Source organism: Microbispora sitophila (assembly GCF_014892245.1).
In the GTDB taxonomy this organism is placed as follows: Bacteria; Actinomycetota; Actinomycetes; order Streptosporangiales; family Streptosporangiaceae; genus Microbispora; species Microbispora siamensis.
Window position 1 is genome coordinate 1 of the sequence record NZ_JADBGC010000031.1, and the last position, 24,846, is coordinate 24,846.

20 protein-coding genes are annotated in these 24,846 nt (G+C 69.1%); 7 read left to right on the forward strand and 13 right to left on the reverse strand.

Annotated features, from left to right (window positions below; all coding sequences use genetic code 11):
* Both IL992_RS48730 and IL992_RS38990 read left to right on the forward strand, forming a co-directional pair.
* Positions 1-575: cellulose binding domain-containing protein (locus IL992_RS48730; RefSeq protein WP_193208329.1), on the forward strand; the 575-nt coding region annotated here is incomplete at its 5' end.
* 519 nt (positions 576-1,094) lie between these two features.
* Positions 1,095-1,805: a sensor histidine kinase gene (locus IL992_RS38990; protein WP_193208330.1), complete on the forward strand. Its 711-nt coding sequence runs from the start codon at positions 1,095-1,097 to the stop codon at positions 1,803-1,805.
* 80 nt (positions 1,806-1,885) lie between these two features.
* Here the strand turns inward: IL992_RS38990 and IL992_RS38995 are convergent, their stop codons facing one another.
* Both IL992_RS38995 and IL992_RS39000 read right to left on the reverse strand, forming a co-directional pair.
* The gene (locus IL992_RS38995; protein ID WP_193208331.1) at positions 1,886-2,269 is read right to left on the reverse strand and encodes a hypothetical protein; all 384 of its coding nucleotides are present in this window, start codon (positions 2,267-2,269) and stop codon (positions 1,886-1,888) included.
* Between the two features lie 286 nt (positions 2,270-2,555).
* The gene (locus IL992_RS39000; protein ID WP_193208332.1) at positions 2,556-3,398 is read right to left on the reverse strand and encodes an SDR family NAD(P)-dependent oxidoreductase; all 843 of its coding nucleotides are present in this window, start codon (positions 3,396-3,398) and stop codon (positions 2,556-2,558) included.
* 162 nt (positions 3,399-3,560) lie between these two features.
* Between IL992_RS39000 and IL992_RS39005 the strand changes: the two genes are divergently transcribed.
* Entirely contained in the window at positions 3,561-4,022 is a 462-nt protein-coding gene (locus IL992_RS39005; protein WP_226874618.1) for a winged helix-turn-helix transcriptional regulator, read from the forward strand.
* Here IL992_RS39005 and IL992_RS39010 read toward each other — a convergent pair.
* From IL992_RS39010 to IL992_RS39025, 4 genes are all read right to left on the reverse strand, one after another.
* Positions 4,001-4,660 (reverse strand): winged helix-turn-helix transcriptional regulator, encoded by a 660-nt coding sequence (locus IL992_RS39010; protein WP_193208334.1) that lies wholly within the window; start codon positions 4,658-4,660, stop codon positions 4,001-4,003. The two genes, IL992_RS39005 and IL992_RS39010, sit on opposite strands and share 22 nt — an antisense overlap.
* A gap of 114 nt (positions 4,661-4,774) precedes the next feature.
* The gene (locus IL992_RS39015) at positions 4,775-5,497 is read right to left on the reverse strand and encodes a hypothetical protein (protein ID WP_193208335.1); all 723 of its coding nucleotides are present in this window, start codon (positions 5,495-5,497) and stop codon (positions 4,775-4,777) included.
* Positions 5,498-5,673: 176 nt separating this feature from the next.
* Complete coding sequence (locus IL992_RS39020; RefSeq protein WP_193208336.1) at positions 5,674-6,447, reverse strand: alpha/beta fold hydrolase; 774 nt, start codon at positions 6,445-6,447, stop codon at positions 5,674-5,676.
* Between the two features lie 377 nt (positions 6,448-6,824).
* On the reverse strand, positions 6,825-7,433 hold the full coding sequence (locus IL992_RS39025; protein ID WP_193208337.1) for a TetR/AcrR family transcriptional regulator: 609 nt from the start codon (positions 7,431-7,433) through the stop codon (positions 6,825-6,827).
* Positions 7,434-7,576: 143 nt separating this feature from the next.
* Between IL992_RS39025 and IL992_RS39030 the strand changes: the two genes are divergently transcribed.
* On the forward strand, positions 7,577-8,431 hold the full coding sequence (locus IL992_RS39030; RefSeq protein ID WP_193208338.1) for an alpha/beta fold hydrolase: 855 nt from the start codon (positions 7,577-7,579) through the stop codon (positions 8,429-8,431).
* A 249-nt stretch (positions 8,432-8,680) separates the two neighbouring features.
* Here IL992_RS39030 and IL992_RS39035 read toward each other — a convergent pair whose 3' ends face one another.
* Positions 8,681-9,421 carry a hypothetical protein gene (locus tag IL992_RS39035; protein ID WP_193208339.1) on the reverse strand — a complete coding sequence of 247 codons (741 nt, stop codon included), beginning with the start codon at positions 9,419-9,421 and terminating at the stop codon, positions 8,681-8,683.
* Between the two features lie 95 nt (positions 9,422-9,516).
* Positions 9,517-10,506, reverse strand: a complete 990-nt coding sequence (locus IL992_RS39040) for a multicopper oxidase domain-containing protein (protein ID WP_193208340.1) — start codon at positions 10,504-10,506, stop codon at positions 9,517-9,519.
* 917 nt (positions 10,507-11,423) lie between these two features.
* Here IL992_RS39040 and IL992_RS39045 point away from each other — a divergent pair.
* Together IL992_RS39045 and IL992_RS39050 are read left to right on the forward strand one after the other, a co-directional pair.
* On the forward strand, positions 11,424-15,470 hold the full coding sequence (locus tag IL992_RS39045; RefSeq protein WP_193208341.1) for a ThuA domain-containing protein: 4,047 nt from the start codon (positions 11,424-11,426) through the stop codon (positions 15,468-15,470).
* Between the two features lie 104 nt (positions 15,471-15,574).
* A complete protein-coding gene (locus IL992_RS39050) occupies positions 15,575-18,358 on the forward strand; it encodes an OmpL47-type beta-barrel domain-containing protein (RefSeq protein ID WP_193208342.1) in 2,784 nt (927 codons plus the stop codon).
* A 100-nt stretch (positions 18,359-18,458) separates the two neighbouring features.
* Here IL992_RS39050 and IL992_RS39055 read toward each other — a convergent pair whose 3' ends face one another.
* Together IL992_RS39055 and atpB are read right to left on the reverse strand one after the other, a co-directional pair.
* Positions 18,459-18,803, reverse strand: coding sequence for a YiaA/YiaB family inner membrane protein (locus IL992_RS39055; protein ID WP_226874619.1), 345 nt, complete (start codon positions 18,801-18,803; stop codon positions 18,459-18,461).
* 76 nt (positions 18,804-18,879) lie between these two features.
* Positions 18,880-19,668, reverse strand: a complete 789-nt coding sequence (atpB, locus tag IL992_RS39060; protein WP_193208343.1) for a F0F1 ATP synthase subunit A — start codon at positions 19,666-19,668, stop codon at positions 18,880-18,882.
* 117 nt (positions 19,669-19,785) lie between these two features.
* On the opposite strand from atpB, the gene IL992_RS39065 reads away from it, so the two are divergent.
* Positions 19,786-20,535: a TetR/AcrR family transcriptional regulator gene (locus IL992_RS39065; protein WP_193208344.1), complete on the forward strand. Its 750-nt coding sequence runs from the start codon at positions 19,786-19,788 to the stop codon at positions 20,533-20,535.
* A gap of 45 nt (positions 20,536-20,580) precedes the next feature.
* Here the strand turns inward: IL992_RS39065 and IL992_RS47110 are convergent, their stop codons facing one another.
* The 3 genes from IL992_RS47110 to IL992_RS39080 all read right to left on the reverse strand — a co-directional run bounded on the left by IL992_RS47110 (position 20,581) and on the right by IL992_RS39080 (position 24,816).
* Positions 20,581-21,213 (reverse strand): type II toxin-antitoxin system PemK/MazF family toxin, encoded by a 633-nt coding sequence (locus IL992_RS47110; RefSeq protein ID WP_226874620.1) that lies wholly within the window; start codon positions 21,211-21,213, stop codon positions 20,581-20,583.
* A gap of 216 nt (positions 21,214-21,429) precedes the next feature.
* Entirely contained in the window at positions 21,430-22,440 is a 1,011-nt protein-coding gene (locus IL992_RS39075) for an NAD-dependent epimerase/dehydratase family protein (protein ID WP_193208345.1), read from the reverse strand.
* A 111-nt stretch (positions 22,441-22,551) separates the two neighbouring features.
* Positions 22,552-24,816, reverse strand: coding sequence for a SulP family inorganic anion transporter (locus IL992_RS39080; RefSeq protein ID WP_193208346.1), 2,265 nt, complete (start codon positions 24,814-24,816; stop codon positions 22,552-22,554).
* Between the last annotated feature and the right edge of the window lie 30 nt (positions 24,817-24,846).

A 24,846-nucleotide genomic window follows, 5' to 3' on the forward strand; every position in this document is an offset into this window, starting at 1 on the left:
AGACCTTCAACCAGTACTGGAGCGTCCGGCAGCAGAAGAGGACCGGCGGCACCATCACCGTCGGCAACCACTTCGACGCCTGGGCCCGTTACGGGATGAACCTGGGCAGCCACGACTACCAGATCCTCGCCACCGAGGGCTACCAGAGCAGCGGAAACTCCAACATCACCATCGGCGGCACGACCGATCCTTCGCCCTCGGCCTCGCCCTCCCCCCGCCCCTCGCCCTCGGTCTCGCCCTCCTCGCCGGGAGGCACCGGCGCGTGCCGCGTCTCCTACTCGAAGAACGAGTGGAGCAACGGTTTCACCGCCGACGTGACCATCACCAACACCGGCAGCGGCACGATCAACGGCTGGACGCTGGCTTGGTCCTTCTCCGGCGGCCAGCAGATCACCAACTCCTGGAACGCCACGGTGAGCCAGAGCGGCTCGTCGGTGACCGCGCGCAACGTGTCCTACAACGGCTCACTGGCCCCCGGCGCCACCACCTCGTTCGGCTTCCAGGGCACCTACTCCGGCAGCAACCCCAACCCCTCGGCCTTCAGCCTCAACGGCTCGGCCTGCACCACCGGCTGACCGGCACGACCATACGTCACGGCGCGGCGACGCGCGAGCGGGGAGCGGGCGCCCTCGGGCCCCGCTCCCTTGGCCGCACGGGCCCGCGCCCGCTCCCGCCCACCGCACGCGGACGGGAACCGGCACAATGCGCGAGGCTGAATGCCGGTAGAGCCCCGTAGCCCTCCCTTGCCGCGCAACGCGCGCCGGCGACGTTCGTTCTATCTGCTCGGGTACGAGGCCGGCCTGGCGGAGTAGACCATACAAATCATTCTCGTCCCAGAACTCCGCTATTCGTCCGTCCTGAATGCGGTAGGACTTGAGGCTCGTCATCGTGAGATCGCGCGGTGCGGTAGTTGGAAAGTCCCGGCGTGACCTATCCGATGTTTCCCGCGTTGACGTTTCCTGTAATTCGCGTTGAGAACAAAGTGTATGTGCTGATTTTAGCTGTTCATGGGAATCGTCGCGAACAGGTCAGGGCACCTCACGGATGTGACATCGCTCCGCCACCTCCGTGAATGCCTTGGCGAACTCGATGAGTTGGAGCGCAGCATCAAGCACGGCATCGACAGCATGTGCGGCAAGCTGTATCGGGCCATCGACTGGCAGCGGCGATTCGAGGCCGACGTGTCGCACGAGCTGCGCACTCCGATCGCGGGACTGCGGGCACAGCTGGAGGAGGCGCGGCTGCATCCCAGCGAAATCGACGTGGACGACCTGCTCGAACGGGCGCTCAACGACGTGGAACGGCTGCAGGCGCTGGTCGAGGACCTCTACCTGCTGGCCCAGCTTCAGGCCGCCGCGCAGCCGGCTGAGCCGGCCCTGCTGGACCTCGGGGATCTCGTACAGAGCGAACTGACCCGGCGCACCGACAGGGTCGACGTGAAGGTGCAGGCCGTCCCCGGGGTTCTGGTACGAGGTCTGGACGCGCGGCTCCGGCGAATGCTCTCCGAACTGCTCGACAACGCACAGCGGCACGCCAAGACAGTCGTCTTCGTCCAGGTCCGGCGCACGGCCGACACCGCGGAGCTCGTCGTGGCCGATGACGGCGACGGAATAGGGAAAGAGGATCGGGAGCGGATCTTCGACCGCTTCACCCGCCTCGATGCCGCCCGCTCCCGCGACCGCGGTGGGACCGGGCTCGGCCTGGCCATCGTGCGGAACATCGTGTACGGCCACGAGGGCGAGGTGCACGTGGAGCAGTCATCGGCCGGCGGTGCGGCCTTCGTCGTCCGGCTCCCATTGGCCTGACCGATCCCTCGACGAACTCACGCACCGCAATTCGGCAGACGACTGTTTCGCGTCTGCATATTCAGAACGCGCCTGCATATTCAGAAGATGTGCACGTGGCCTCCGGTGATTTCCGCGATGCGAATGGCCGCCCGAAAGAGTTGCGCGCGGTGTAGCAGGTCGATGAGGTATGGCACCGGAAGGCGGCGGCCGTTGACGTCATAGTCGACGCGGGACTTATCGGGGATGGTCTCGGCCCAATGCGCTTCGAGCCTGTCCAGTTCGGCCGTGAGGTCGAGCAGGTCGTCGTGCGCGATCAGAAGTTCATCGCCGGCCACGCGCGAGAGGAAGGGGAGGCCGAGTTCGCGGGCGGGGGCGGCCCAGTGATGGCCGAGTGCCGTTCCGCTGCCGAGCGGGGCGTCGAACAGCTCCGGGCTGTGGCCGTTCGCGTCAGGAGGCCCGTACGCGTACACGTCGTAGGACATGTGATCAAGGCTATGTGGCCGTCGATGCTGCGCATCCTCGGCATCTGTGCGCTGCTCGGCATCGGCACGGTGTTCCTGCCCTGGTGACGTCCACAGACCGATCAGGCAACCGTAGGCGGCGATCGCGCATGCCCGACCTGTACGGCATCGCCGCGACGGAGCGTCGGGATTCCTGCCGCCGCCACAGTGTCACCAGCACGCCCCCGGCTCGCGTACTGCAAGCACAGAGCTGGACCGGCTCGAGCAGGCGGCCAGACGTCGCATGGCCGGACGCCCGCGGGACCGCTCAAGAAGTAGCGGGATGGTCGACCGAACGGGAGACCTGCTCGCGGGCTCGCACGTCGGCGAGCGTCGCCTCCAGTTCGCGGGTCACCGCCTCATAGCCGGGGCCGCCGAGCACCAGACGCCGGGGCGTCTCCTCGCTGTTGACCGCCGCGACCACCGCTCGTGCGCCACGGATCGGGTCTCCCGGTTGCTTGCCGTCCTGCTCGATCATCGTCGCGCGTACGGCGTCGAGCATCGGCCGGTAGTCCTCGATCGTCTCGGTGATGGGCTCGCCGTCGAAGTGGGCGTAGGCGCGGGTGCGGAAGGCTCCGGGCTCGACGGCCAGCACCTTGATGCCCAGCGGTTCCACCTCCTGCCGCAGCACGCTGGTCAGGCCTTCGACGGCGTGCTTGGCGGCGGTGTAGAAGCCGAAGCCGAGTGTCCCCACCAGCCCGGCGACGGAGGAGATGTTGACGATGCAGCCGCTGCGGCGGGCTCGCATGCCGGGCAGCACGGCGCGGGTGACCGTCAGGACGGAGAAGAAGTTGAGCTCGAACGTCTGCCTGACCGCGGCCTCGTCCATGCCTTCGATGGAGCCGTACCAGCCGCGCCCGGCGTTGTTGACCAGCACGTCGATGCCGCCGAAGTGTCGTTCCGCGGTCGCGACGGCCTGGCGGACCTGGTCGGCGTCGGTCACGTCCAGCTGCAGGACGAGCGTTCTGTCACCGTGCCGCTCGGCCCATTCGCGCAGTTCCTGCGGGCGGCGTGCGGTCAGCACGACCCGGTCCCCGTGGTCGAGTGCGGCGTCGGCGAAGGCCGCGCCGAATCCGCCGGGCGTTCCTCCGGTGATGAACCAGGTCTTCATGAATCTCCTTCGTGATCGCTGCTTCTCTGGGCATGCCGAATGGAGGTGTCGTCGCACCCCGGGTTACTGCTAAAACGAAAGCTACTGACTTCGATATTAGCAGCCACTGGAGAGGGGGCGACCCGTGCCCGGCCCACCAGGCAGGAAGATTGCGAATGCCCGTTGTCGACCACGATCGAGCACATCGGCGAGTGGTGGACGCTGCTCATCCTGCGTGACGCCTTCGACGGCTACAGCCGCTTCGACCAGTTCCAGGAGAACCTGGGCATCTCCTCCAGCAGGCTCAAGACCCTGGTCGCCGACGGCATCCTGGAGCGGCGCCGGTACCAGAGCAATCCGGCGCGTCACGAGTACGTGCTGGCCGAGCTGGGCCGCTCGAAGCCGGGGAGCAGTCCGAGGAGCGCGGCGTCGGAGACGTCGGTCGTCCTCCGCCGATGCTGGTCGACGTCAGTCGTCATGGTCGTTCCTTGTGTCGTCGGATCGGACGCGGTGTCGTTCGCCGATCGTGGGCGCGCGTCCGTCACCGTGCCACGAGACGGCGTGGCACGGCTTGGTGTTCTTGGATGGGGCTTCTTCGCGTCGAACGTCGTGCGGCTGAGCTGTCAGGGCTGCGCGTTCGCCTGATCGGGGCCGGCGAAGAGCGTGAAGAACAGCTCTGCGGCCTCGGTGGATCCCTCCAGTGAGAGGTCGCCGGACTCCAGGAAGTCTCCCACCGTGGGGGTGCTGAAGATCAGCTCCCAGTACGCCTGCACTGTCGCTCGCAGCTCGACGTCGACGGCTATACCACGGCTCCGGGCTACGTCGATGTGATCGCTTGCTACTACCTCGAAAGACTCGCCGTTCATCACGAGCCGCACCGACAGTGTGCGTCCGCCGAGGCGAGCCGGGACGTACAGGGCTTTCAGAAGAAGGGCGAAGGAGCTGACGCTCCGCTGGGCGCCTGCGTGTGGCTCGATGGAGGCGCCCCAGCGCGACAGTGCGATGATCGTCGGCTCGAGGTCGCGGCCGCGAGGAGTCAGCTCGTAGACCTTCGCGCGCACTGGCGGACCCAGTTCGGTGTGCTTCAGAACGCCTGCCTCCTCCAGGTCCCTCAGCCGTTGGCTCAGCACGTTCTGGCTGATGCCCACCAACCCCTCACGAAGATCGGTGAACCGCTTCGGGCCGAACATCAGCTCACGAACGACCAGCAAGGCCCAACGTTCTCCCACGATGTCCAACGCAAGTGCCGCACCGCAGGCGTCGGAATAGCTGCGCTCTGTCATATGCCCCTCATGCGATGCAACCGGTGCGTCACCGTTGATGTGCGGTCATCCGGACAGTGTCCGGAGGGCTCCGGCCGCACCCGTCGTGCGGCCGGCGTCCATCCCGGTCACCGCTCACTCGAACGAGATGTCGCTCAGGTCGAGGCGGATCGGCGTCCATGACCGATCCGGGGTGCCGTTCTCCTGCCGGATGAAGATCTCGCGAGTCGTCGCCACGATGATGCCATCGACCTCGGTGTGCCCGGAGACGTAGTGCGCCGTCGGGGAGTACCCGTTGACCACCGGCTGGTAGTCCATCCGGCGCAGCAGGCCCTTGTCGTCGAAGTAGTACTTCTGCGTCTCGTTGTGCGTGTCGATGTTCTTCGGGAACGTGATGCTCAGTCCACGCCAGGCCTCCCCGTTCTCCACCCATGGCTCGATTTCCTCGGCGATGGTTCCGGGCCAGGTGAAGAGGAACGGCTCGGGCAGATAGAAGTGGGTCGCGTAGCTCCGGAAGTAGGCGATCTGCGCCAGGCTCCACTTGGTGTCCGGGGTGTAGCCCTCGAAGGTGTCCCGGGGGTTCCTGAGAGTGTCGAGCACCGTGCCGTCCGCCGAGGTCACGGTGACGAGGCGCTTGTCCTGGTCGAACTCGACCGTGCGGCCGGTGGCGCGGCTGCGCTGGGTGATCTTCTGCGCGTGCAGGTCGGCGACGGTCTCCTCGACGCCGGCGAAGTCCGCATGACCCTTGAACTCCCAGAACGGCCCCTGGTAGTCGACGTCCAGCTTGATCGTCGACACGGTGTCGTACCGCTCGGCTCCACCGTAGGCATCGATGATCTTGGCAAGCAGTTCGGTCATGGTTACTCCTTGTTTCGTAGTGGTTGGTCCTGAATTAGGACCACGCGGGGGTAGCAAGGTGCCCGGTGCGGTTTATTCCCGCGTGCTCAGGCTTTCGAGGCGCGGATGGGGTTGGCGAACGCGGTCCGCTGCCTGGATCGTGGCCCATGCACGAGCGGCTGCGGTGTCGACGGCCTTCAGCTCGCCAGGAGCTCGGCGAGGGAGCGAGGATGGGCGAGGTGGGGGAAGTGGCCGCTGCCTGGCAGGACGGTGATGGTGACGCCAGGGGCGGCTGATTCGAGCCACTCGCGGTACGGCGGAGGTGGCACCGCGCCGGTCACATAGTGGTAGGAGCTGATCGACTGCAGGTCCCGGGTGCGCTCGGTCTTGAGCTCATCGGCGGTTCGGGTGAGAACCTCGTTCCAGTAGCCGAGCATGAGGTGCCGGCCGGGTGGCCTCGACGAGTTGACGAGCTCTTGGGCCTCCGGCGGCAGCAGCTCGATGTGCATGCCTTGGAGCATGTGGTCCCAGACCTCGCCGTACGCGGGACTGCGCAGGACGGGCTCCAGTTTCCGGAGGAGATCGCCGAAAGGGCCGACCAGGAGTGGCTGGTCGACGTTGACGACCGCCTCGACCGGGTACTTGCCAGCGAAAGCCGTCGCCAGGACACCACCGATGGAGTGGCCGACGACGACCGGATCCGCGCCGAGCTCGGCCTCGACGAGCGCGGTGTGGACGAGATCAGCCACCTCTCTGAGATCGTAGGACTTCGCATCAGGTGAGTCGCCGTGGCCGGGGAGGTCGAACGCGATCGCCCGGCGGTGCGGGTCGACGTGTGCGAGCTCGCTGAGGACAGGTCTCCATTGCCGCCGGTCGAAGCCGAGGCCGTGCAGGAACACCAAGGGAGGCCGGTTGTCGGTGACCCCGTGGCTGTCGGCAGCAAGCTGTCCGAAGCGGCGGGGGGCGGTCACAGGCACAGTTTGTCCTTTCGGTCGAGAAGCCGTCGCGGGAGCAGCCAGGGCATCGGCGGCCCGGCGTTCATGACGGAATGTCGAGCCGGCTCACTGCCTTGCAGATCGAGTGCGCGTGAAGAGGGGAACGGCAACGCACGCCGCGTCGCAACATTTCGATCTCGGCTTCGCGGACGATCTTGACGGTTTCCGTGGAACGCCCGGCGCCAGATGGCGGGCGGCAGCTTGGCGTAACCGCCCCCGAACTGCTGACGGCGCCGGGCATGACCTGCCTCTACGGGGCCTGCATGGGCCGGCGTGTGGTGAAGGGGTGGACCGCGCTGAGGTGATCCACAGGAGCAAGAGTGATCACGATACTCCCCACATAGTGACGTGGCTCAGGAAGGCTTGTCGCCGGTGGTCCGGTCGAGCAGGTGCTCACGTACCGCTGTGAGAATCTCCTCGGACACCGCGTGTCCGCTGGTGGCCCTGGCGATCGTGAGTGCGCCGACCATCGCCGCGAGTTCGACCAGGACCTCGCGTTTGCGCGCGTCCGCGTCCTCTGGACGGTCGCCGAGCCGGGCCAGGCTGTCCAGCGACTTCGTGAGACCTTCGCCAAAACTCTCGCGTAGCGGGCTGTCCGGTGCGGACCGGGCGACGTCGGCACTGAACGCCGCTATCGCGCAACCGTGGCCGGGGTCGTCCCGGTTGTGCTCGGACAGGTACTCCACCACGTACTTCGCGCGCGCGTCGGCCTTGTCCTTTCCGGCCTGCAGGAACCCGTTGATGATGGTCTCCTGCTCCTCGAAGGCGGACGAGCACGCGGCCGACACCAGGTCGTCCTTCGACTCGAACTGCCGGTAGAACCCGCCATGCGTGAGCCCGGCCGCGGCCATGACCTCGGGCACGCTGACCTGCGACATCCCGCGCTCGCGGACCAGCCGGGAGGCCGCTTCGACGACCGCTGCCCGGTGCGCCTCGGCCTGTGCCCTGGAAACTCGTCCCATCGACAACTCTCCCCTCGCTCCGGCGCTCACGCCGCCAGGATGCTGAAGATGATGGTCGTCATCTATCTTGTCATACAGTTTAGATGCTCACCATAATCTAACGGGCCCTGTGTTGAGAGAGCCCGTCGATGAGAGGCAGAACGATGTCCGTAACCACTCAGCTGACCGCCCCCAACCTGACGATCAAAGCCGCCAATGGCATCACGTACGCGTACCGCCGCTTCGGCAACACCGATCGCGCAGTGCCGCCGCTGCTGTTCCTGCAGCACTTCCGCGGCAACCTCGACAACTGGCACCCCGTCCTGGTGGACGCGATCGCGTCCGAGCGCGAAGTCATCCTGCTGGACAACGCCGGTGTGGGTGGCTCAACCGGCACCACGCCGCGCACGGTCTCAGCGATGGCGCATGACGCACTGGCGTTCGTCGACGCCGCTGGAATCACGCGCGCCGACGTTCTCGGGTTCTCCCTCGGCGGCTTCGTGGCGCAGGAGCTGACCCTGATCCGCCGGCAACTCGTGCGCCGGCTGGTGCTCGCCGGAACCGGACCGCAGGGCGGGCGTGGCATGCACGGCTTCCCCACGGAGCAGGTCTACGAGTCGGCCCTTCGTGATGAGCCGACGGGAGAGGACCTGCTGAGCCTGTTCTTCGAGCCCACGCCTTCCAGCCTCGCGAAGGGCGAGGAATTCCTCCAGGCCATCTTCAGCCGCGAGGCCGACCGCGATCAGCCGGTGAGTCTGGCGGCCCGGGATGCTCAGCTCGACGCCATCACGGCATGGGGAATCCCTGACGCGAGCCGACTGAACCGGCTGGCGGGGATCACACAGCCAACCCTCGTCGCCAACGGCGATCACGACGTGATGGTGCCGACCTCGAACTCCGCCCTGCTCGTCGAGCACCTGCCGAATGCGCGGCTTTCGCTCTACCCGGGCGCCGGACACGGCTTCCTGTTCCAGTGCCCGGCCGAGTTCGCCGACGAAGTCAACCTCTTCCTCGGCTGACAGTGATGATGGAGGTGAGTGCGTCCCGGCAGGGTCTGACCCATCGGCTGACTGACCTCGGGTCCTCAACGCGATCTGTCGGCCCTGGCCGGGAAGCGCTCACCTGCACTCACCGGACGCCGCACCTGTGACTTCATAGGAGCCTGGCCAGAGGCCCCATCACTGTCTTGTCCGCGCTGCCCCGGCGTCTACGGATCCGGGCTCACCCGCCTGCCGCAGGCCGAGCACATCGACGTCGCCGGAGCGGGCTCAGGAGAAACGCTCGACGGTCACGGGGATCGGTCCCGCGTGGCGCATCGCCGTCGTCAACCGCCGCAACAGCGGCCCGAGAGCCTGACCGGACGCGGTCCCCAGATGAGCCGTGAGGTCGAGGCAGCAGGCGACACCGGGCCCGATCCGGCGTACCTCCCACGTGAAGACGTCCGGGTCCGTTCGCAGTGCACCCCTGCCGATGATCCGGGTCCTCGGGTCTCCGGCCTCCCCGGCGAGCGCTACAACGTCCGAGAGGCGGGACAGGTGCGGCTCACCGGCGAACAGGACGCGGTAGATCCTCGTGTCGCGGAATCCGTCGGAGACCCGCGGCGGGCTGAGGCGCAGGGGAGGCGAGTCCGGCAGAGGCCGGTGGTCCCGGAAAAGGGCCCGCAACCGCGGCTCCCCGGGCAGTTCGCCCCCGCCGAGACCGCGATACGCGGCCGCGGCCTCGGGGCGGCTCACCGCGCGGGCCCGGGCGCGCAGGCCGGGATCCTCGCGCATCGCGCGCCCGAAGGCCGCCGAACTCCACCAGGCGCCGTCGGCCGCGGTCCATCCGGCGGTGTCCAGGCCGACCGTCCTGAAGTCGCCGGTGAGCGTGAACTCCTCGACGACGACTCCCTCGGCCGGGGCTCCGTCCGCGCCGGCCGCGGCCATGATCAGGTAGTAGTCGAGAGCCGCCTGCGATTCGGGCGCGCCGCTGACGGCCGCCCGCCCGCGCCCGCGTATGTCGCTGGTCATGGCCCGCACCCTACTGACCTTCGATCGTCCATACGCGGGCGGACGGCCCGCCCAGTGCTTCGCCGAAACTGTGCCCGTGAGGGAGCGGGGCGGGATCAGTGCGGCATGGTGCTCATGCCCGAGCCGGTGCCCATGCTCATGCCGCCCATGTCGTGGCCGGGAACGTTCCCGTTCGCGTCGGCCACCATGAACACCCCGGCCATCCCCATGTCCGAGTGGCTCTGGACGTGGCAGTGGTACATCCAGGCCCCGGGGCCGACGCGCTCCCCGGCGATCACCTGGAAGCCGAACGACTCGGCCGGCCCTGTGATCTTGGTGTCGATGATCCGGGTCTGGTCCTGCGGGTTGTCCAGCATGCCGGTGCGGTTGTCGGCCCACCGGTGGCCGTGGAGGTGCCACGTGTGGAAGAAGTCCCCATGGGTGACCACGATGAACTCCACGCGCTCGCCGATCTTCGCCATGAAGTGCGGAGCCTCGCCGGCCTTGGCGTTGTTGACCGTCATGTCGTTGAAGAAGACGACGAACTGCTTGTCCGGCAGGATGTCGCCCTTCCGGCGGACCACCAGCGCGCCGTAGAGCCCTCTCTTGATGCCGCCGGTGCCGTGGTCGGTCCCGACGACGTGGTCGTGGTAGTGCCAGTAACCGGCGCTGCCGGGCTCGATGGTGCCTCCCGGGCGGCGGCCCGGTGCGTGGGTGCGCCAGACGTAGGTGCGCCGGCCTCCCGGCTCCACCACGCTGTCGCTCATTCTCGTGCCGTCGCTGGTGATCTCGTAGTCCACGCCGTGCACGTGCAGGCTGGCGGTGACGTCGGTGTTGTTGACCAGTTCGATCTCGAGGGTCTCGCCTTCGACCATCTCGATGAGCGGGCCGGGGATCGTGGCCTTGCCGGGCTCCAGGCCGTATCCCAGCAGATTGTTCGGCAACTTCTCCGCGTAGAGGGTCATGCGGCGGACGTCGCCTTTGTCGGGCTTGCCCGTGACCTTGTCGGACGGCGCCGCGTTGGCCTGGCCCGCCCCGACCAGCGGTGCGAACGCGGCGGCCGTCGCGGCCGTGGTGAAGGCGCGCCGGGAGAACAGGCCTCGCATCGTACCCCTGCCTACCTCGGTCATGGTTCCCCAATCCGGTCATGACGCCTCACTGCCGTGAGGCGAACGGCATCTGTTCGTGGCGCCGGCCCGGGGACCGGCCTGGACGGCGTGACGTCTCGATGCGGCCCCCGAAGTGGGGCGCGTTCCGGCCGTTGGGTGACGGTGGGGACCGGTCAGCGAGGCTTTCCACGCCGTAGAAGAAGCTTTCGATGGAAGTAGGCGATAGTTCCGCCAAAAAGTCAAGAAGTCAGAGTGTAAGCAAGGAAACTTTGTCACAGCACTGGATGAAGTGCGGTGAGGCTGCTACGTTGAGCCCAAACCGCCCACTTGACGCCACTGGACTTCCGCAGTCCGCTGCGTCTCCCGGGCATCACCAGGCCCTCGTCCACCCGCCCGCCCACGCAACCATCCGCGACTCTCCGAAAGGCTCAGCGGTGCTTCGGCGACACCCCCCACGGCCGACATCCGCCCTGCACGGCCCGCCCTCCCACGCCCCGGCGGACCTGCGGCTCAGACATGCCGGACCACGCCCCGGCGGCGTCGCCGCCGGGCGTCCCCGGCATCGCGGCGTCCCGGCCTGAGGCCGGGAAGACCCCCTCGTTACGGTCGCCGTCCCGACGGACGGCCGGCGACCGCTGGACGCGATCAGTCTCCGGCGCCCGCGACGACGGGCTCCGCGGCGATCGTCCGCCGACAGCGCGACGTACGGCGATGCCGCGCGCCCCGCGCCGGCCCGGACCGCCCTGACCGCGTGGCCACGACGCCGGGGTCAGGGACCCATTCGCAAGCGAGAGGAGAAGGAGACCGGCAAAACCCTCATGTCTTCCGGCATCTGCGTGCCCGGTCGCCGCCACGGCTGACCGAACGACCTCCGCAAGGTGCTGATCCAACCCCCCGACCTGAAGGAGCGAACGATGGGTCGCAGAGACCTGCTCGTACACCCTCGGCCACCCGCCTGGCGCCGTGCTCTGATCACGGCGTCGAGCGCCGCGCTGACGCTGGGACTGGCGACGGCCCCCGCCGTGCAGGCGCAGGCCGCACCGGCCCTCCCCGCCGCGCAGCTGCAGGCGCAGGCCAAGCCCAACCCTCCCGAGCCGGATACCGGTAAGCCAGATAAATCCGATAAGCCGGTCAGCGTGCTCGTGTTCCACGGTCCCGCCAAGGACCAGAGCGACCCGGTCGAGAAGGCCGCGGAGTCGATCAAGAACCTGGGCAAGGACAACGGATTCTCCGTCGAGGTGTCCGAGGACCCGGCGGTCTTCACCTCCAGCAACCTGGCGCGCTATCGCGGCGTGGTCTTCCTGGCCGCCAAGGGCGTGACGCTGAACGCGGCCCAGGAGGCCGCCTTCCAGGCGTACATCCGGGCCGGCGGCGGGTTCGTCGGCGTCCACGACGCCGTACGCGCCCAGCCGGACTCGTCCTGGTTCACCGAACTGGTCGGCACCCGCCCCGCCGGCAGCCTGCCCCCGGCCGAGAAGGTCGTGGAGATCACGGCGAACGGGGACAACCCGCCGAACGAGACCAAAGAGAAGCTGGTCGACGGGAACAACAACAGCAAGTGGCTGACGTTCAACCCGACCGGCTGGGTCTCGGTGAAGCTGGAGCAGCCGAAGGCGATCGCCCACTACGCGCTGACCTCGGCCAACGACTTCCCCGGCCGCGATCCCAGGGACTGGACGCTGCAGGGCTCCCAGGACGGGAAGAGCTGGACGGACCTGGACAAGCGGACGGGGGAGACCTTCCCCTCGCGGTTCCAGACCAAGGAATACAAGTTCACCAACACCACTGCGTACGCGTACTACCGGCTGAACATCACCGCGAACAGCGGTGAGCCCCTCGTCCAGCTGGCCGAGCTGCGGCTGTTCGGTCCCGACGCCGGGCCGCCGCCGGACAGTCAGGTGCAGAAGGCCACGGTGGACTTCACCGACCGTCAGCACCCGGCGAACAAGGGTCTCCCGTTCAACACCACGCGGTCCGACAAGTGGATGAACTGGAGCCCGAGCCCCCTGGGCAAGGTCCAGACGGTCGCGCAGGTCGAGGAGTGGACCTACAAGGCGGGCCTGAACGGCAACGGCGCGTTCCACCCGATCTCGTGGTGCCGTGACTACGACGGCGGCCGGTCGTTCTACACCGGCATGGGCGGCACCGAGGAGAGCTACACCAAGGACGAGCAGTTCAAGAGCCACCTCGGCGGCGCGATCAAGTGGGCGGCCGGCCTGGTCCGCGGCGACTGCCAGGCGACCATCGCGTCGAACTACAAGACCGAGCGGCTGACCGCGCAGAACCAGTCGGGCCAGCTCGACCAGATCGGCGAGCCGCACGGCCTGACCGTCGCGCCCGACGGCAAGGTCTTCTACGTCGGCAAGGCGGCCTGCCCCACCGGCCCGATCGTCGACTGGAACAACCCGAAGGTCGGCCTCGGCTGTGGCACGATCCACCAGTGGGACCCGAAGACCAAGCAGGTCAAGCTCCTCACCACTCTCGCCGTCATGGGCAACCGCGGCAGCGGCGACGAGCTGGTGAAGAACGAAGAGGGTCTCCTCGGCATCGTGCCCGACCCCAAGTTCCAGCAGAACGGCTGGCTGTACGTCTACTGGATGCCGCACGAGTCGATCGACAGGGACAAGCGGATCGGCAAGCGGACGATCTCCCGGTTCACGTACGACTCCGCCACCCAGACGATCGACCAGAAGACCCGCAAGGACCTGCTGCAGTGGGACACCCAGATCCACAGCTGCTGCCACGCGGGTGGCGGCATGGCCTTCGACAAGGAAGGCAACCTGTACGTCGGTTCCGGTGACAGCAACTCCTCCGGCGGCTCGAGCGGCTACTCCGGGAACAACTGGACCCAGGACTACAAGGGCACCTCGTTCCAGGACGCCCGCCGCACCGCCGGCAACACCAACGACCTGAACGGCAAGATCATCCGTATCCACCCGGAGGCCGACGGGACGTACACGATCCCGAAGGGCAACCTGTTCACGGGTAAGGAAGAGGGCGGCGGCAAGACCCGCCCGGAGATCTACGTGATGGGTGTTCGCAACATCGCGCGGATCCAGTGGGACAACGTGAACGACTGGCTGACCGCTGGATGGGTCGGTCCGGACGCCGGTTCCCCGAGCGAGACCTGGGGTCCGGCGAAGTACGAGACCGCGACGATCCTCACGTCCGCCGGCAACCAGGGCTGGCCGTACTGCATGGGCAACAAGCAGCCCTACCGTGACCGCAGCAACGTCGACGCCAACCAGCCCGCCGACTGGTACAACTGCGACAACCTGAAGAACACCTCGCCGCGCAACACCGGTCTGGTCGACATCCCGCCGGCCCGCGACAACATGATCTGGTACTCGCCGCAGGGCGGCGGCCCGGTCTACCCGAAGCGGACCGACGGCAGCGGCCTGCCGACCTACAAGCTGGGCGAGGAGACCCTCACCCAGCCCTACCTCTCCGGCGGCGGCCAGGCGGTCATGTCCGGGCCGACCTACCACCGCTCCGAGGTCGACACCAACAGCGGTGTCGCGTGGCCGGCGTACTGGGACAACAAGTGGTTCATCGGTGACGAGTCCAACGCGAACAACCGGGTCGCCGTCACCGTCGACCCGAAGGGCGTCAAGGACGCGAAGCCGCCGGTCTTCGCCGAGGACCTGCGCTCCATCATCCAGCCCGGCGGCGGCGCCACCCAGCTCCAGTCGTGGATGGACGCGAAGTTCGGCCCGGACGGCGCGCTGTACATGCTGGACTACGCCGGTGGCTTCTTCAGCCTGCACCCCAACCAGAAGCTGATCCGCATCACCTACCAGGGCGGTCCGGCGACGCCGAACCCGAGCCTGGCCACGGTGCGGCCGGAGCGGCAGAGCACGCCGAAGACGGTGGTGTTCTCCAGCGCCAGGGCCGGCGGCGTGAAGTGGGAGTGGGACTTCGGCGACGGCAGCAAGCCCTCGACCGAGGCCGACCCGACGCACACCTACAAGGACTTCGGCACCTACAAGGCCAAGCTGAAGGTCACCTACGCCGACGGTGAGGTGGCGACCGGCGAGGTCACCGTCGTGATCGGCTGCCCGGCGCCCGACGCCCGGCCGACGGTCCGGCTGCTCGACACCGACACCGGCGTGGCCAACCGCGTCGTCGCCGGCGGCTGCACGATCAACGACCTGATCGACGACGAGCGCACGTGGTCGAACCACGGCGAGTTCGTCAGCCACGTCAACGACCAGGTGAACGAGTTCCGCAAGGCCGGTGTCATCGACAACCGCGAGGCCACCACGCTGAGCAAGGCGGCGGCGCAGTCCGACATCGGCAAGACGAACGGCTACGAGACCATCTTCGACGGGACCCCCGCGTCCCTGCAGGGCTGGTCACAGGCTCCGTCCGGCCAGTTCAACCTGCAGCAGGACGGCACCCTCCGCACCTCCGGCGGGCTGGGCATGCTGTGGTACTCCGACAAGGCGTACGCCGACTTCTCGCTGCGGCTGCAGTTCCGTGACGTCGCGCCGGGCACGGCCCGTGCCAACACCGGTGTGTTCGTCCGGTTCCCCGACCCGCGGACCCCGCTGGACCAGCGTCCGGCCGGGAGCTGCGGCACGGTCGGATCGGCCCGCACGTCGCAGGCGTGGGTCGCGATCTACTGCGGTCACGAGATCCAGATCTACGACGGTGAGACGGGTGAGCCGCAGAAGACGGGCTCTATCTACAACTTCCAGCCGAACACGCTGGACAAGGCGGGGGCGACTCCGAAGGGCCAGTGGAACGACTACGAGGTCCGGGTGGTCGGGCAGCACTACACGATCATCCGCAACGGCGTCGTGATCAACGAGTTCGACAACACCCCGGGCAAGTCGTCGTCCCGTGCCGGCGACCCCGCCACGGACCTGCGTCAGTTCGTCAGCGGGTTCATCGGGCTGCAGAACCACAGCAACACCGACCTGGCGGAGTTCCGCAACATCCGGGTGCGGGAGCTCTGACCCGGTAGCCGGGCGGGGGAGACCCCGCCCGGCTATCCCCCATGACCCTGGCGGGCGACGCCGTTCGCCCGCCCACATGCACGTTCTGTGAGGTGCGACCTCAGATGCAGTTATTGACAGGGAAGCTACGGACGGCGCTACGCGCCGCCGTGGCCGTGGTGCTGCTGTGCGTGGCGCTTCCGGCGCTGTGGCTGTCGCCGGCCAAGGCCGCCGCGCCGAAGCCCGAAGCGCGGCAACAGCTCAGCCAGGCGGCGGCGCAGGTGCTCACCTGGACCGCCGACAACAGCATGACCGCGTACAAGGACGTGCCGACCACGGCGGTCGCGGGACCCGCGACGATCGTCTTCGAGAACAGCATGGCGACCGGCAGCACGTTCGGAATGACGCACACGCTGACCTTCGACACGTCGACGCCCGGATACAACCACGACGTCAACGTCAACATCATCGCGAGTCCGTACGACGCGGACGGCGGCCGGCATGAGGTCCAGGTGAACCTCACCCCCGGCAAGTACCGGTTCTTCTGCGCGATCCCCGGCCACCAGATGGTCGGCGAGCTCGTGGTCACCCCCGGTGGCCCCACCGACACGACCGCGCCGCAGGTGTCCGCCAACGTGTCGGGCGAGAAGGACTCCGGCGGCAACTACGTCGGCTCCGCGACGGTGACCATCTCGGCGAGCGACAGCGAGTCGGGCGTGGACAGGGTGGAGTACGCGCTGGACTCCGGGGCGTTCACCACCTACTCGGCACCGGTGTCGGTGAACCAGGTGGGCTCCCACACCGTGCAGTATCGGGCGACCGACAAGGCGGGCAACGTCTCGGCCGTGGCGTCGGTGTCGTTCACCGTGGTGGCGCCGCCGGCGAAGGACACGACCGCGCCGCAGGTGTCGGCCCAGGTGGCCGGTGAAAAGGACACCAACGGCAACTACGTCGGGTCCGCCACCGTCACGATCTCGGCGAGCGACAGCGAGTCGGGCGTGGACACGGTCGAGTACTCCCTCGACTCGCAGCCGTTCGCGGTCTACTCGAAGGCGCTGACGGTCGACCAGCCGGGTGCGCACCGGGTGAGCTACCGGGCGACCGACAAGGCGGGGAACACCTCGGCGGTGGCGTCGGTGACGTTCACCGTGGTGGTGCCGCCGGCCAAGGACACCACGGCCCCGCAGGTGTCGGCCAACGTGTCGGGTACGAAGGACGCCGACGGCAACTACGTCGGTTCGGCCACGGTGACCGTCTCGGCGACCGACACGGAGTCGGGCGTCGACAAGGTCGAGTACGCGCTGGACGGCGCGGCGTTCGCGGCTTACACAGCTCCGGTCTCGGTGAACAAGACCGGGTCGCACACGGTGCAGTATCGGGCGACCGACAAGGCGGGCAACGTCTCGCCGGTCGGGTCGGTGACCTTCAAGGTCGTCGCGCCGCCGGCGAAGGACACGACCGCGCCGCAGGTGTCGGCGCAGGTGTCCGGTGACAAGGACACCAACGGCAACTACGTCGGCTCGGCCACGGTGACCATCTCGGCGACCGACAGCGAGTCGGGCGTCGACACGGTCGAGTACTCCCTCGACGGGCAGCCGTTCGGCCTGTACTCCGCGCCGGTGGCGGTCAAGCAGCCGGGCGCGCACACCGTGAGCTACCGGGCCACCGACAAGGCCGGGAACGCCTCCGACGTGGCGGCGGTGTCGTTCACGGTCGCCGCGCCGGAGCAGAAGGACACCACGCCTCCGCTGGTGTCGGCGCAGGTGGCCGGTGACAAGGACACCAACGGCAACTACGTGGGCTCCGCGACGGTGACCGTATCGGCGAGCGACAGCGAGTCGGGCGTGGACAGGGTGGAGTACGCGCTGGACGGCGGAGCCTTCGCGACGTACTCGGCTCCGGTGTCGGTGAACACGGCCGGGTCGCACACGGTGCAGTATCGGGCGACCGACAAGGCGGGCAACGTCTCGCCGGTCGGGTCGGTGTCGTTCACCGTGGTGGCGCCGCCGGCGAAGGACACGACCGCGCCGCAGGTGTCGGCCCAGGTGGCCGGTGAAAAGGACACCAACGGCAACTACGTCGGGTCCGCCACCGTCACGATCTCGGCGAGCGACAGCGAGTCGGGCGTGGACACGGTCGAGTACTCCCTCGACTCGCAGCCGTTCGCGGTCTACTCGAAGGCGCTGACGGTCGACCAGCCGGGTGCGCACCGGGTGAGCTACCGGGCGACCGACAAGGCGGGGAACACCTCGGCGGTGGCGTCGGTGACGTTCACCGTGGTGGTGCCGCCGGCCAAGGACACCACGGCCCCGCAGGTGTCGGCCAACGTGTCGGGTACGAAGGACGCCGACGGCAACTACGTCGGTTCGGCCACGGTGACCGTCTCGGCGACCGACACGGAGTCGGGCGTCGACAAGGTCGAGTACGCGCTGGACGGCGCGGCGTTCGCGGCTTACACCGCTCCGGTCTCGGTGAACAAGACCGGGTCGCACACGGTGCAGTATCGGGCGACCGACAAGGCGGGCAACGTCTCGCCGGTCGGGTCGGTGACCTTCAAGGTCGTCGCGCCGGAGCAGAAGGACACCACGGCCCCGCAGGTGTCGGCCCAGCTCGGCGGCAGCATGGACTGGGCGTGGAACTACGTCGGTTCCGCCACGCTCACCATCTCGGCGACCGACAGCGAGTCGGGCGTGGCCACGGTGGAGTACTCCCTGGACGGGCAGCCGTTCGCGCTGTACTCCAAGCCGGTGGCGGTGGGCCAGCCGGGCGCGCACACCGTGAGCTACCGGGCCACCGACAAGGCAGGCAACACCTCCAACGTGGGCACGGCGAAGTTCACCGTCGTCGCTGGCGGGCCGGGCTCTGACTGCACGAAGCCGGGCAAGGGCAAGGGCTGCAAGGACGACTGAGTTCGTTCAGCCGCAGGCGGCCTCGGTCCGGCGACGGGCCGAGGCCGCCGCTTTTCCGTCCGCCGCACCCGTGGTGGCCGGCCGGGCCGCTCGCGATCCGTCACTGCCAGGCGGTGCGTGCGATGTGCACCGGGCGCCGAGCGGTTCCGCGTCCTCGACGGTCATTCGGGCCGGAAGGGGTCGTGCTCGGCGAGGAGCTTGTCGAGCCGGGCCTGGTCCACCCGCTGACGACGCTCGCCTCCTCCTGCCGGTCCCGTACGCACTTGGCGAGCGTGAACGTCGAGGTCACCACGTACATCAGCCCGAGCGCGAGAAAGGACCGCACCCAGGTCGTGACCGGGAGGTAGAGGATGCCGGCCGCCAGGCCCACGAGGGAGATCACGAACGAGAGGACGGCCTGGACGTAGAAGGCCGTTGTCGTCGAGGTTTTCACCGGTTGCGCCATGCTGCCATGGTCTGCGGCGTACGCCTGCCGGGACATGAGCGCCGATACTCAGTTACCGGTGAGTACATGCCTCCGATCAGTGGTCGGGGTTCAGCGCGTTGCCGATGTACATGGCCGCCAGCATGGTGAACAGGAACGCCTGCAGGAACTGGATGAAGATCTCCAGCCCGGTCATCAGGACGGCCATGACCACGCCGAGGAGGCCCACCGGGAACCCGGGCACGGTGGGGTGCTCGACGAGGAACCAGAACCCCACCGCGCTGAAGAACGCCAGCAGCAGGTGCCCCGCGAACATGTTCGCGAACAGCCGTACGGCATGCGTGAACGGCGCGAAGACGAATGTGTGCAGCAGTTCGAGGGGCGCGTAGAACACGAGGGCGAGCGGCTTCGGAAGGCCGGGCGGGAACATCAGGGTCTTGAGGTATCCGCCCACCCCGTGGTGCCGGAAGCCGAGGTAGAGCCTGATCACGTACACGACCAGGGCGAACACCGCCGGGAAGGCGATGTGGGAGTTCACCGGGAACTGCACTCCCGGGATCACGCCGAACAGGTTCCACAGCAGGATCACCGAGAAGAGGCTGAGCAGGAACGGCATCCACCTCTCCGCGTCCGCGCCGAGGAACGGCCGGGCCGCCTGGTCGCGGACGAACAGGTAGCCGTACTCGCCGAGATGCTGCAGGCCGCGCGGGACCAGCGACGGCCGCGCGAACGCGCCCCACGCGAGCGCGCACAGCAGGACCACGCCGACCGCGGCCAGCACCACGGGCTTGGTCAGCCAGTACGGCGCGCCAGGCCAGAGCGGCGGAAAGTCGAACAGTTCGAGGCCGGGAACCGTGAAGTCGTCCCTGGCGAGGCTTGCGGGCATGGGGAATCCCCTCGTCCGGCAGTCCAAAAACTGGGTACGTCGTACTCACTTTGCCGATGCGAGCCTACATACCGGGTACCGTGTACGCAATAGCGCGACGACCTGGGACGATCAACGATGACGGGCCACGAGAACCTGTGGATGCGACCCGAGCGCCCCGCTCGGGGGCCGCGGCCGAGCTTCAGCCGTGCCGCCCTCGCGCAGGCGGCGATCAGGATCGCCGACGCCGAGGGGCTGGAGGCCATCTCCATGCGGCGGCTCGCCGCCGATCTCGGGGCGGGCACGATGTCCCTGTACCGCTACGTGACCGGCAAGGACGAGGTGTTCGACCTCATGATCGACACGGCGGTGAGGGAGTACCTGCCGGAGGACGGACGGCCGCCGGACGACTGGGCCGATGGCCTTCGCCTGCTCGCCTGGCAGGTCCGGCGCACCATGCTCCGCCATCCGTGGCTCGCGCCGCTGGCGGCCGGCCGCCCGCAAACCGGCCCGAACAGCGCGCGTCTGATGGAGACCGCCCTCGGCATGCTCGACGGCCTCGGTCTGAGTATCGATGAGATGCTGACCCTCGTCGGCGCGGTCTTCGCGTACGTGAACGGCTATATCCAGAGCGAGCTGGCCGAGGTAGAGGGGCTCCGGCGGACGGGGCTCACGCTGGCCCAGCGGCTGGCCCGGCACCTGTCCTACATCCAGTCGCTCATCGCGACGGGCGACTATCCGATGCTGGAGCGGATGACGAAGGAGGCCGGGCGGGAGTACACCGCGGCCGACGACCGCTTCGCGTACGGCCTGGACCGGCTGCTCGACGGCATCGCCGCCGGTCTGCCGCCGCGCGGCGGCTGGGAAGGAGCGGCGTCGTCACGGTGACGCCGCCGGCCGGTCTCGCAGGCGGCCAGTCTCGGAGGGCACGGCTCAGTTCGGCGTGATCTCGTGGAGGCGGCAGACCTGCCGCCAGACGCGCGCGTCGAGCGTGCCCGCCCTGTCCTGGAAGTCGGCGACGGGCACGCGGACCGGGCCGGTGAGGTCGAGGAAGCTGTTGTGGCCGGCGTCCGGGTCCCACGTGCGGGTGGGGATCTCCACGTGGTCGGCGCGGTCGCTGCGGTCCTGGCTGGTGATCTTCAGGACCTCGGCGCCGCCCCGGTATGTCCTGAGCACGACACAGGGGCGCACCTTGTGGCCTGGCCCGTCCTCGTAGGGCACGTCGGCCCACCAGATCTCACCCGGGTGCGGACCGGCCTGCGTGGCCGCGCCGCCGCGCACGCCCGCTTCGCCGCCCGTCGCCGGGCGGCCCCCGCTCCGGGCCCCGGTCCCGGAGGCGGTGCCGCGCCTCGTGTGGGGAGCGGCGCCGCCACCGGGCCTGGTGCCCGCCCGCGAGGCCGGGGCACGCCCTCCGGGCCGTGCCGTCCGGCCGGCGCGGCCTGACGGGCGGCCTCCCGACGAGGGGCGCGGCGCGGACCGCCGGCGCGAGGTTCCCGGCAGGCGCCCGGCCATGCCGAGCCCACCGAACACGACCAGCACGGCCACGATCACAACCACCCAGATCATGGCCGACAGCCTACGGCTCCGCGCGCACGACTCCGGCAGGGGAGTCCGCCGCCCCCGCCCGGCGCGCTCGTCTCGCCGATCCTGCCCGCCGCCGGTCGCCGGTCCCGCCGGTCGCCGGTCCTGCCCGTCGCCGCTCCCGCCCGGCCCGCTGGGCTCCGGCGGCCGAGTCCGCGCCGCTCCGCCGCCCGCCCGCACGCGGGCGGGTTGCGGTTGTGGTCAGGAGCGGGCGTCCCAGGCGGCGAGGATGCGCGCCTCCTTCTCCGGGTCGATGCCGTGCTGCATCCGGCCGCCGAAGCTGCGCCGCTCCTCCGGGATGTCCTTCAGCCACTCCCAGGTGTCCCGGACGGTTTCCCGCACCGGCCGGCAGGTGAGACCCGCGGCGATGGCCTTCGCGGAGGAGTGCGTCCACACGCCCTGGTGATCCGCCCCCGGAGCCCACAGCGGAAGCTCGGTCCACATTTCCACGCCCTGGTCCACCAGGAAATTGTCGTCGACCCACACCAGCTCCGCGTCGGAGCCGGTGACCTCCACGCAGTCGTTCAGCCAGCCGCCGTACGTCGCGTTGCCCTGCACCCCGCCCGTCATGTAGCGGCCGGTGGTGCCTCTGGCCGCCTGGTCGAGAGTGAACGCCGCGATGTCCCGGGCGTCGATGAGCTGCATCGGCAGCGCCGGGTTGCCGGGGGCGAGCACCCGCCCGCCTCTGGAGACGCGGGTGAGCCACCAGGGCAGCCGGCCCACGTTCTCGTGGGGGCCGAGGATCAGGCCGGGCTGGATGATCAGGGCGCCGCCGTCGAAGTGCTGCTCGACCGCCCGCTCGCAGCCGGCCTTCAGCACGCCGTAGTCGCCGAACTCGGCGTCCGCGTCTGGCGGACACTCGTGCAGCGGGAAGGTCTCGTCGAGGCCGGACTTCTCGGGCCAGTCCGGGTAGGCGGAGATGCTGGAGATGAACGTGTAGTGCGGAGCGTGCCCCGACAGCGTCCGCACCGACTCCAGCACGACGCGGGGGACGAACCCGCACACGTCGATCACCGCGTCCCACTGCCTGCCGTCGGCGAGCCGCCGCAGGTCGTCGGTGACCTCGCGGTCGCCGCGCACCGCCTCCACGCCGGGCAGGTCCGTCCCGCTCCTGCCCCGGTTGAACGTCGTGACCTCGTGACCGCGCCGCAGCGCCTCCTCCACGATGGCGCGTCCGAGAAACACCGAACCGCCGATTACCAGAATTTGCATACGGTCATCCTTTGCCCGCCCGGGTCGGGCGTCTGCCCCGTTTCACGGTCGGCGGACATGATCCGCTCACAGCGAAGCTCGCCGCTTGCCTCGTCCCGATCCGAGCGAGGCTCAACCGGTGCGCAGTTCGGGCACCGGCGTGAAGCGCTCCTGCTCCAGCACGTGCACCCGCGCCGCGCCGATGTCGAAGTACAGGCCCGTGAGCTCCAGCTTCCCTGCCCGTACGAGGGTGTCCACGAACGGGTGGGTTCGCAGGTTGTCGAGCTGCTGGATCACATTGGTGCGGCAGAGCCGGTCGAGTGGTCCGGCGTCGTCGTCACACGGCTCGGCGGCCACGAACCTCGCCAGGCTCTGCCGCCCGTGCCGCAGCCAGCTGCGCAGCGCGGGCAGGTCGGGAACCTCGCCCAGCAGGGCGGCCATCGCGCCGCAACCCGAGTGCCCGCAGACCGTGATCGTGCGCACGTCGAGGACCTTCACGGCGTACTCGATCGTGGCCGCGACCGAGTCGTCGGCGGGGACGGCGCCGGCGCGCGGCACGAGGTTGCCGATGTTGCGCAGCGTGAACAGGTCGCCGGGACCGCTCGCGGTGATGATGTTCGGCACGATGCGGGAGTCCGCGCAGGTGATGAACAGATGCGACGGCGACTGCTTGCGAGCCATGCGGTGAAGCAGCGGGCGGACCATCGGCGCGGTCCGGCGCTGGAACTCCCGCGTCCCCTCCAGCAGGTCGGGCACGCCCTGCGGCTCGCAGACCACGGGAACGTCGTCGTGGCTCCCGCCGTCCGCGCCGATCACGGCGTAGGACCCTGCGGCGTCCATGGGACGCGGGCGTCGCCGGTAGGCCCAGGGCAGCCACCAGCGGTCGTGCCGGGGCGGGATCCTGGCCGGAAACAGGCGGACGCCGTCGATCGCGGCGGAGTACCACTCGCCGTGCGGCTCGTCCACGTCGATCGCACCGCCGGTGCGTTCGTGCTCAAGCCGCCAGGCGTGCAGCGCCTCGAAGGCGGCGTTGTCCATGAAGTCGAGGTGCAGGTCGAGCTCGACGGCGGCCCCCGTGGGGATGCCGCGCAGCGCCTCGGTCAGCCGGGGCACGCCGAGGAACGTCAGCGACCCGGTGACGACGACGCGCCAGCGCCGCTCGCCCGCCTGCCGTACGTCGACCGAGACCCAGGCCAGGCGGCGCAGGGCGAGCAGCGCGGCCAGCCCGAGGCCGATCGCCACGCCCTCGGCCAGGCCGATCAGCACGACTCCGGCCATCGTCACGAAGTAGACCGGCATCTCGCGGTGACTGCGCAGGTTGCGGACGTGCCCGAGGTTGACCATCTGCACGCCGATGAACAGCAGCAGCGCCGCGAGCGCCTCCAGGGGGATCAGCGCGATCATCCAGGCGAAGGCCGTGGTGAACAGCAGCACCCACACCCCGTGGAGCACCGTGGACCAGCGGCTCCGGGCGCCCGCCCGCGCGTTGGTCGTCGTACGCACGACGACGCCCGCCACGGGAAGGCCGCCCAGCGCGCCGGACACCGCGTTCGCCACGCCCTGCGCGGTCAGCTCACGGTCGAGGTCGGCGCGGGGACCGTCGTGCAGGCGGTTGGACGCCACGCAGGTCAGCAGCGACTCCACTCCGGCGAGGAGGGCGACGAGCAGGACGGCCCCGGCGATCGCGTGCCAGTCGCCCTGCGGCATCAGAGGTCCCTGGAGGGAGGAGAACCCGCCCTTCAGGTCCACCTTCGTCAGGTCCCAGCCCGTCACCACGGCCGTCAGCGTGGCGACCATCAGCGCGGCGAGCGGGGCGGGCACGGCGCGCAGCCGGGGGATCCGGCTCCACGCGAGCAGGACCCCGATCGTCAAGACGCCGATCATGACGGCGTGCGTGTGGTTGTCGAGGATCTGGGCGGGGAGTTCGAGGACGTTCTCCAGCGCGGAGCGCTGCGGCGAACCGCCGAGCACGATGTGCAGCTGGGACAGCGCGATCACCACGCCAACCCCGGCGAGCATCCCGTGGACGACGGCGGGGGAGACCCCGAGCGCCGCCCGCGCCACCTTCAGCCCGCCCAGGAGCAACTGGAGGAGGCCGGCCATGACGGTGATGGCGCACGTGGCGCGCCAGCCGTACATGTGGACGAGTTCGGCGACCACCAGGGACAGCCCGGCGGCCGGGCCGCTCACCTGGACGACGGACCCGCCGAGGGCGCCGGCCACCACGCCGCCGACCACGGCGGCGACGAGCCCGGCCGCCACCGGCGCGCCGGACGCGACGGCGATGCCGAGCGACAGCGGCACCGCCACCAGGAAGACCACCAGCGATGCGGGCAGATCGTGCCGGAGTATGGACTTCCAGTCACGTGGCGAGATCGTGTCGTCACTGATTGTCATGGGCTGACAATATGTCAGCCGCAGAGGCCG

Coding starts and splice junctions, on each gene's coding strand:
- IL992_RS39000 (WP_193208332.1), bottom strand. CDS start 3,398: ATGAAGACCTGGTTCATCACCGGAGGAACGCCCGGCGGATTCGGCGCG.
- IL992_RS39025 (WP_193208337.1), bottom strand. CDS start 7,433: ATGGGACGAGTTTCCAGGGCACAGGCCGAGGCGCACCGGGCAGCGGTC.
- IL992_RS39030 (WP_193208338.1), top strand. CDS start 7,577: ATGTCCGTAACCACTCAGCTGACCGCCCCCAACCTGACGATCAAAGCC.
- IL992_RS39045 (WP_193208341.1), top strand. CDS start 11,424: ATGGGTCGCAGAGACCTGCTCGTACACCCTCGGCCACCCGCCTGGCGC.
- IL992_RS39010 (WP_193208334.1), bottom strand. CDS start 4,660: ATGACAGAGCGCAGCTATTCCGACGCCTGCGGTGCGGCACTTGCGTTG.
- IL992_RS39035 (WP_193208339.1), bottom strand. CDS start 9,421: ATGACCAGCGACATACGCGGGCGCGGGCGGGCGGCCGTCAGCGGCGCG.
- IL992_RS39040 (WP_193208340.1), bottom strand. CDS start 10,506: ATGCGAGGCCTGTTCTCCCGGCGCGCCTTCACCACGGCCGCGACGGCC.
- atpB (WP_193208343.1), bottom strand. CDS start 19,668: ATGCCCGCAAGCCTCGCCAGGGACGACTTCACGGTTCCCGGCCTCGAA.
- IL992_RS39065 (WP_193208344.1), top strand. CDS start 19,786: ATGACGGGCCACGAGAACCTGTGGATGCGACCCGAGCGCCCCGCTCGG.
- IL992_RS39055 (WP_226874619.1), bottom strand. CDS start 18,803: ATGGCGCAACCGGTGAAAACCTCGACGACAACGGCCTTCTACGTCCAG.
- IL992_RS39080 (WP_193208346.1), bottom strand. CDS start 24,816: ATGACAATCAGTGACGACACGATCTCGCCACGTGACTGGAAGTCCATA.
- IL992_RS39015 (WP_193208335.1), bottom strand. CDS start 5,497: ATGACCGAACTGCTTGCCAAGATCATCGATGCCTACGGTGGAGCCGAG.
- IL992_RS38995 (WP_193208331.1), bottom strand. CDS start 2,269: ATGTCCTACGACGTGTACGCGTACGGGCCTCCTGACGCGAACGGCCAC.
- IL992_RS47110 (WP_226874620.1), bottom strand. CDS start 21,213: ATGATCTGGGTGGTTGTGATCGTGGCCGTGCTGGTCGTGTTCGGTGGG.
- IL992_RS39075 (WP_193208345.1), bottom strand. CDS start 22,440: ATGCAAATTCTGGTAATCGGCGGTTCGGTGTTTCTCGGACGCGCCATC.
- IL992_RS39050 (WP_193208342.1), top strand. CDS start 15,575: ATGCAGTTATTGACAGGGAAGCTACGGACGGCGCTACGCGCCGCCGTG.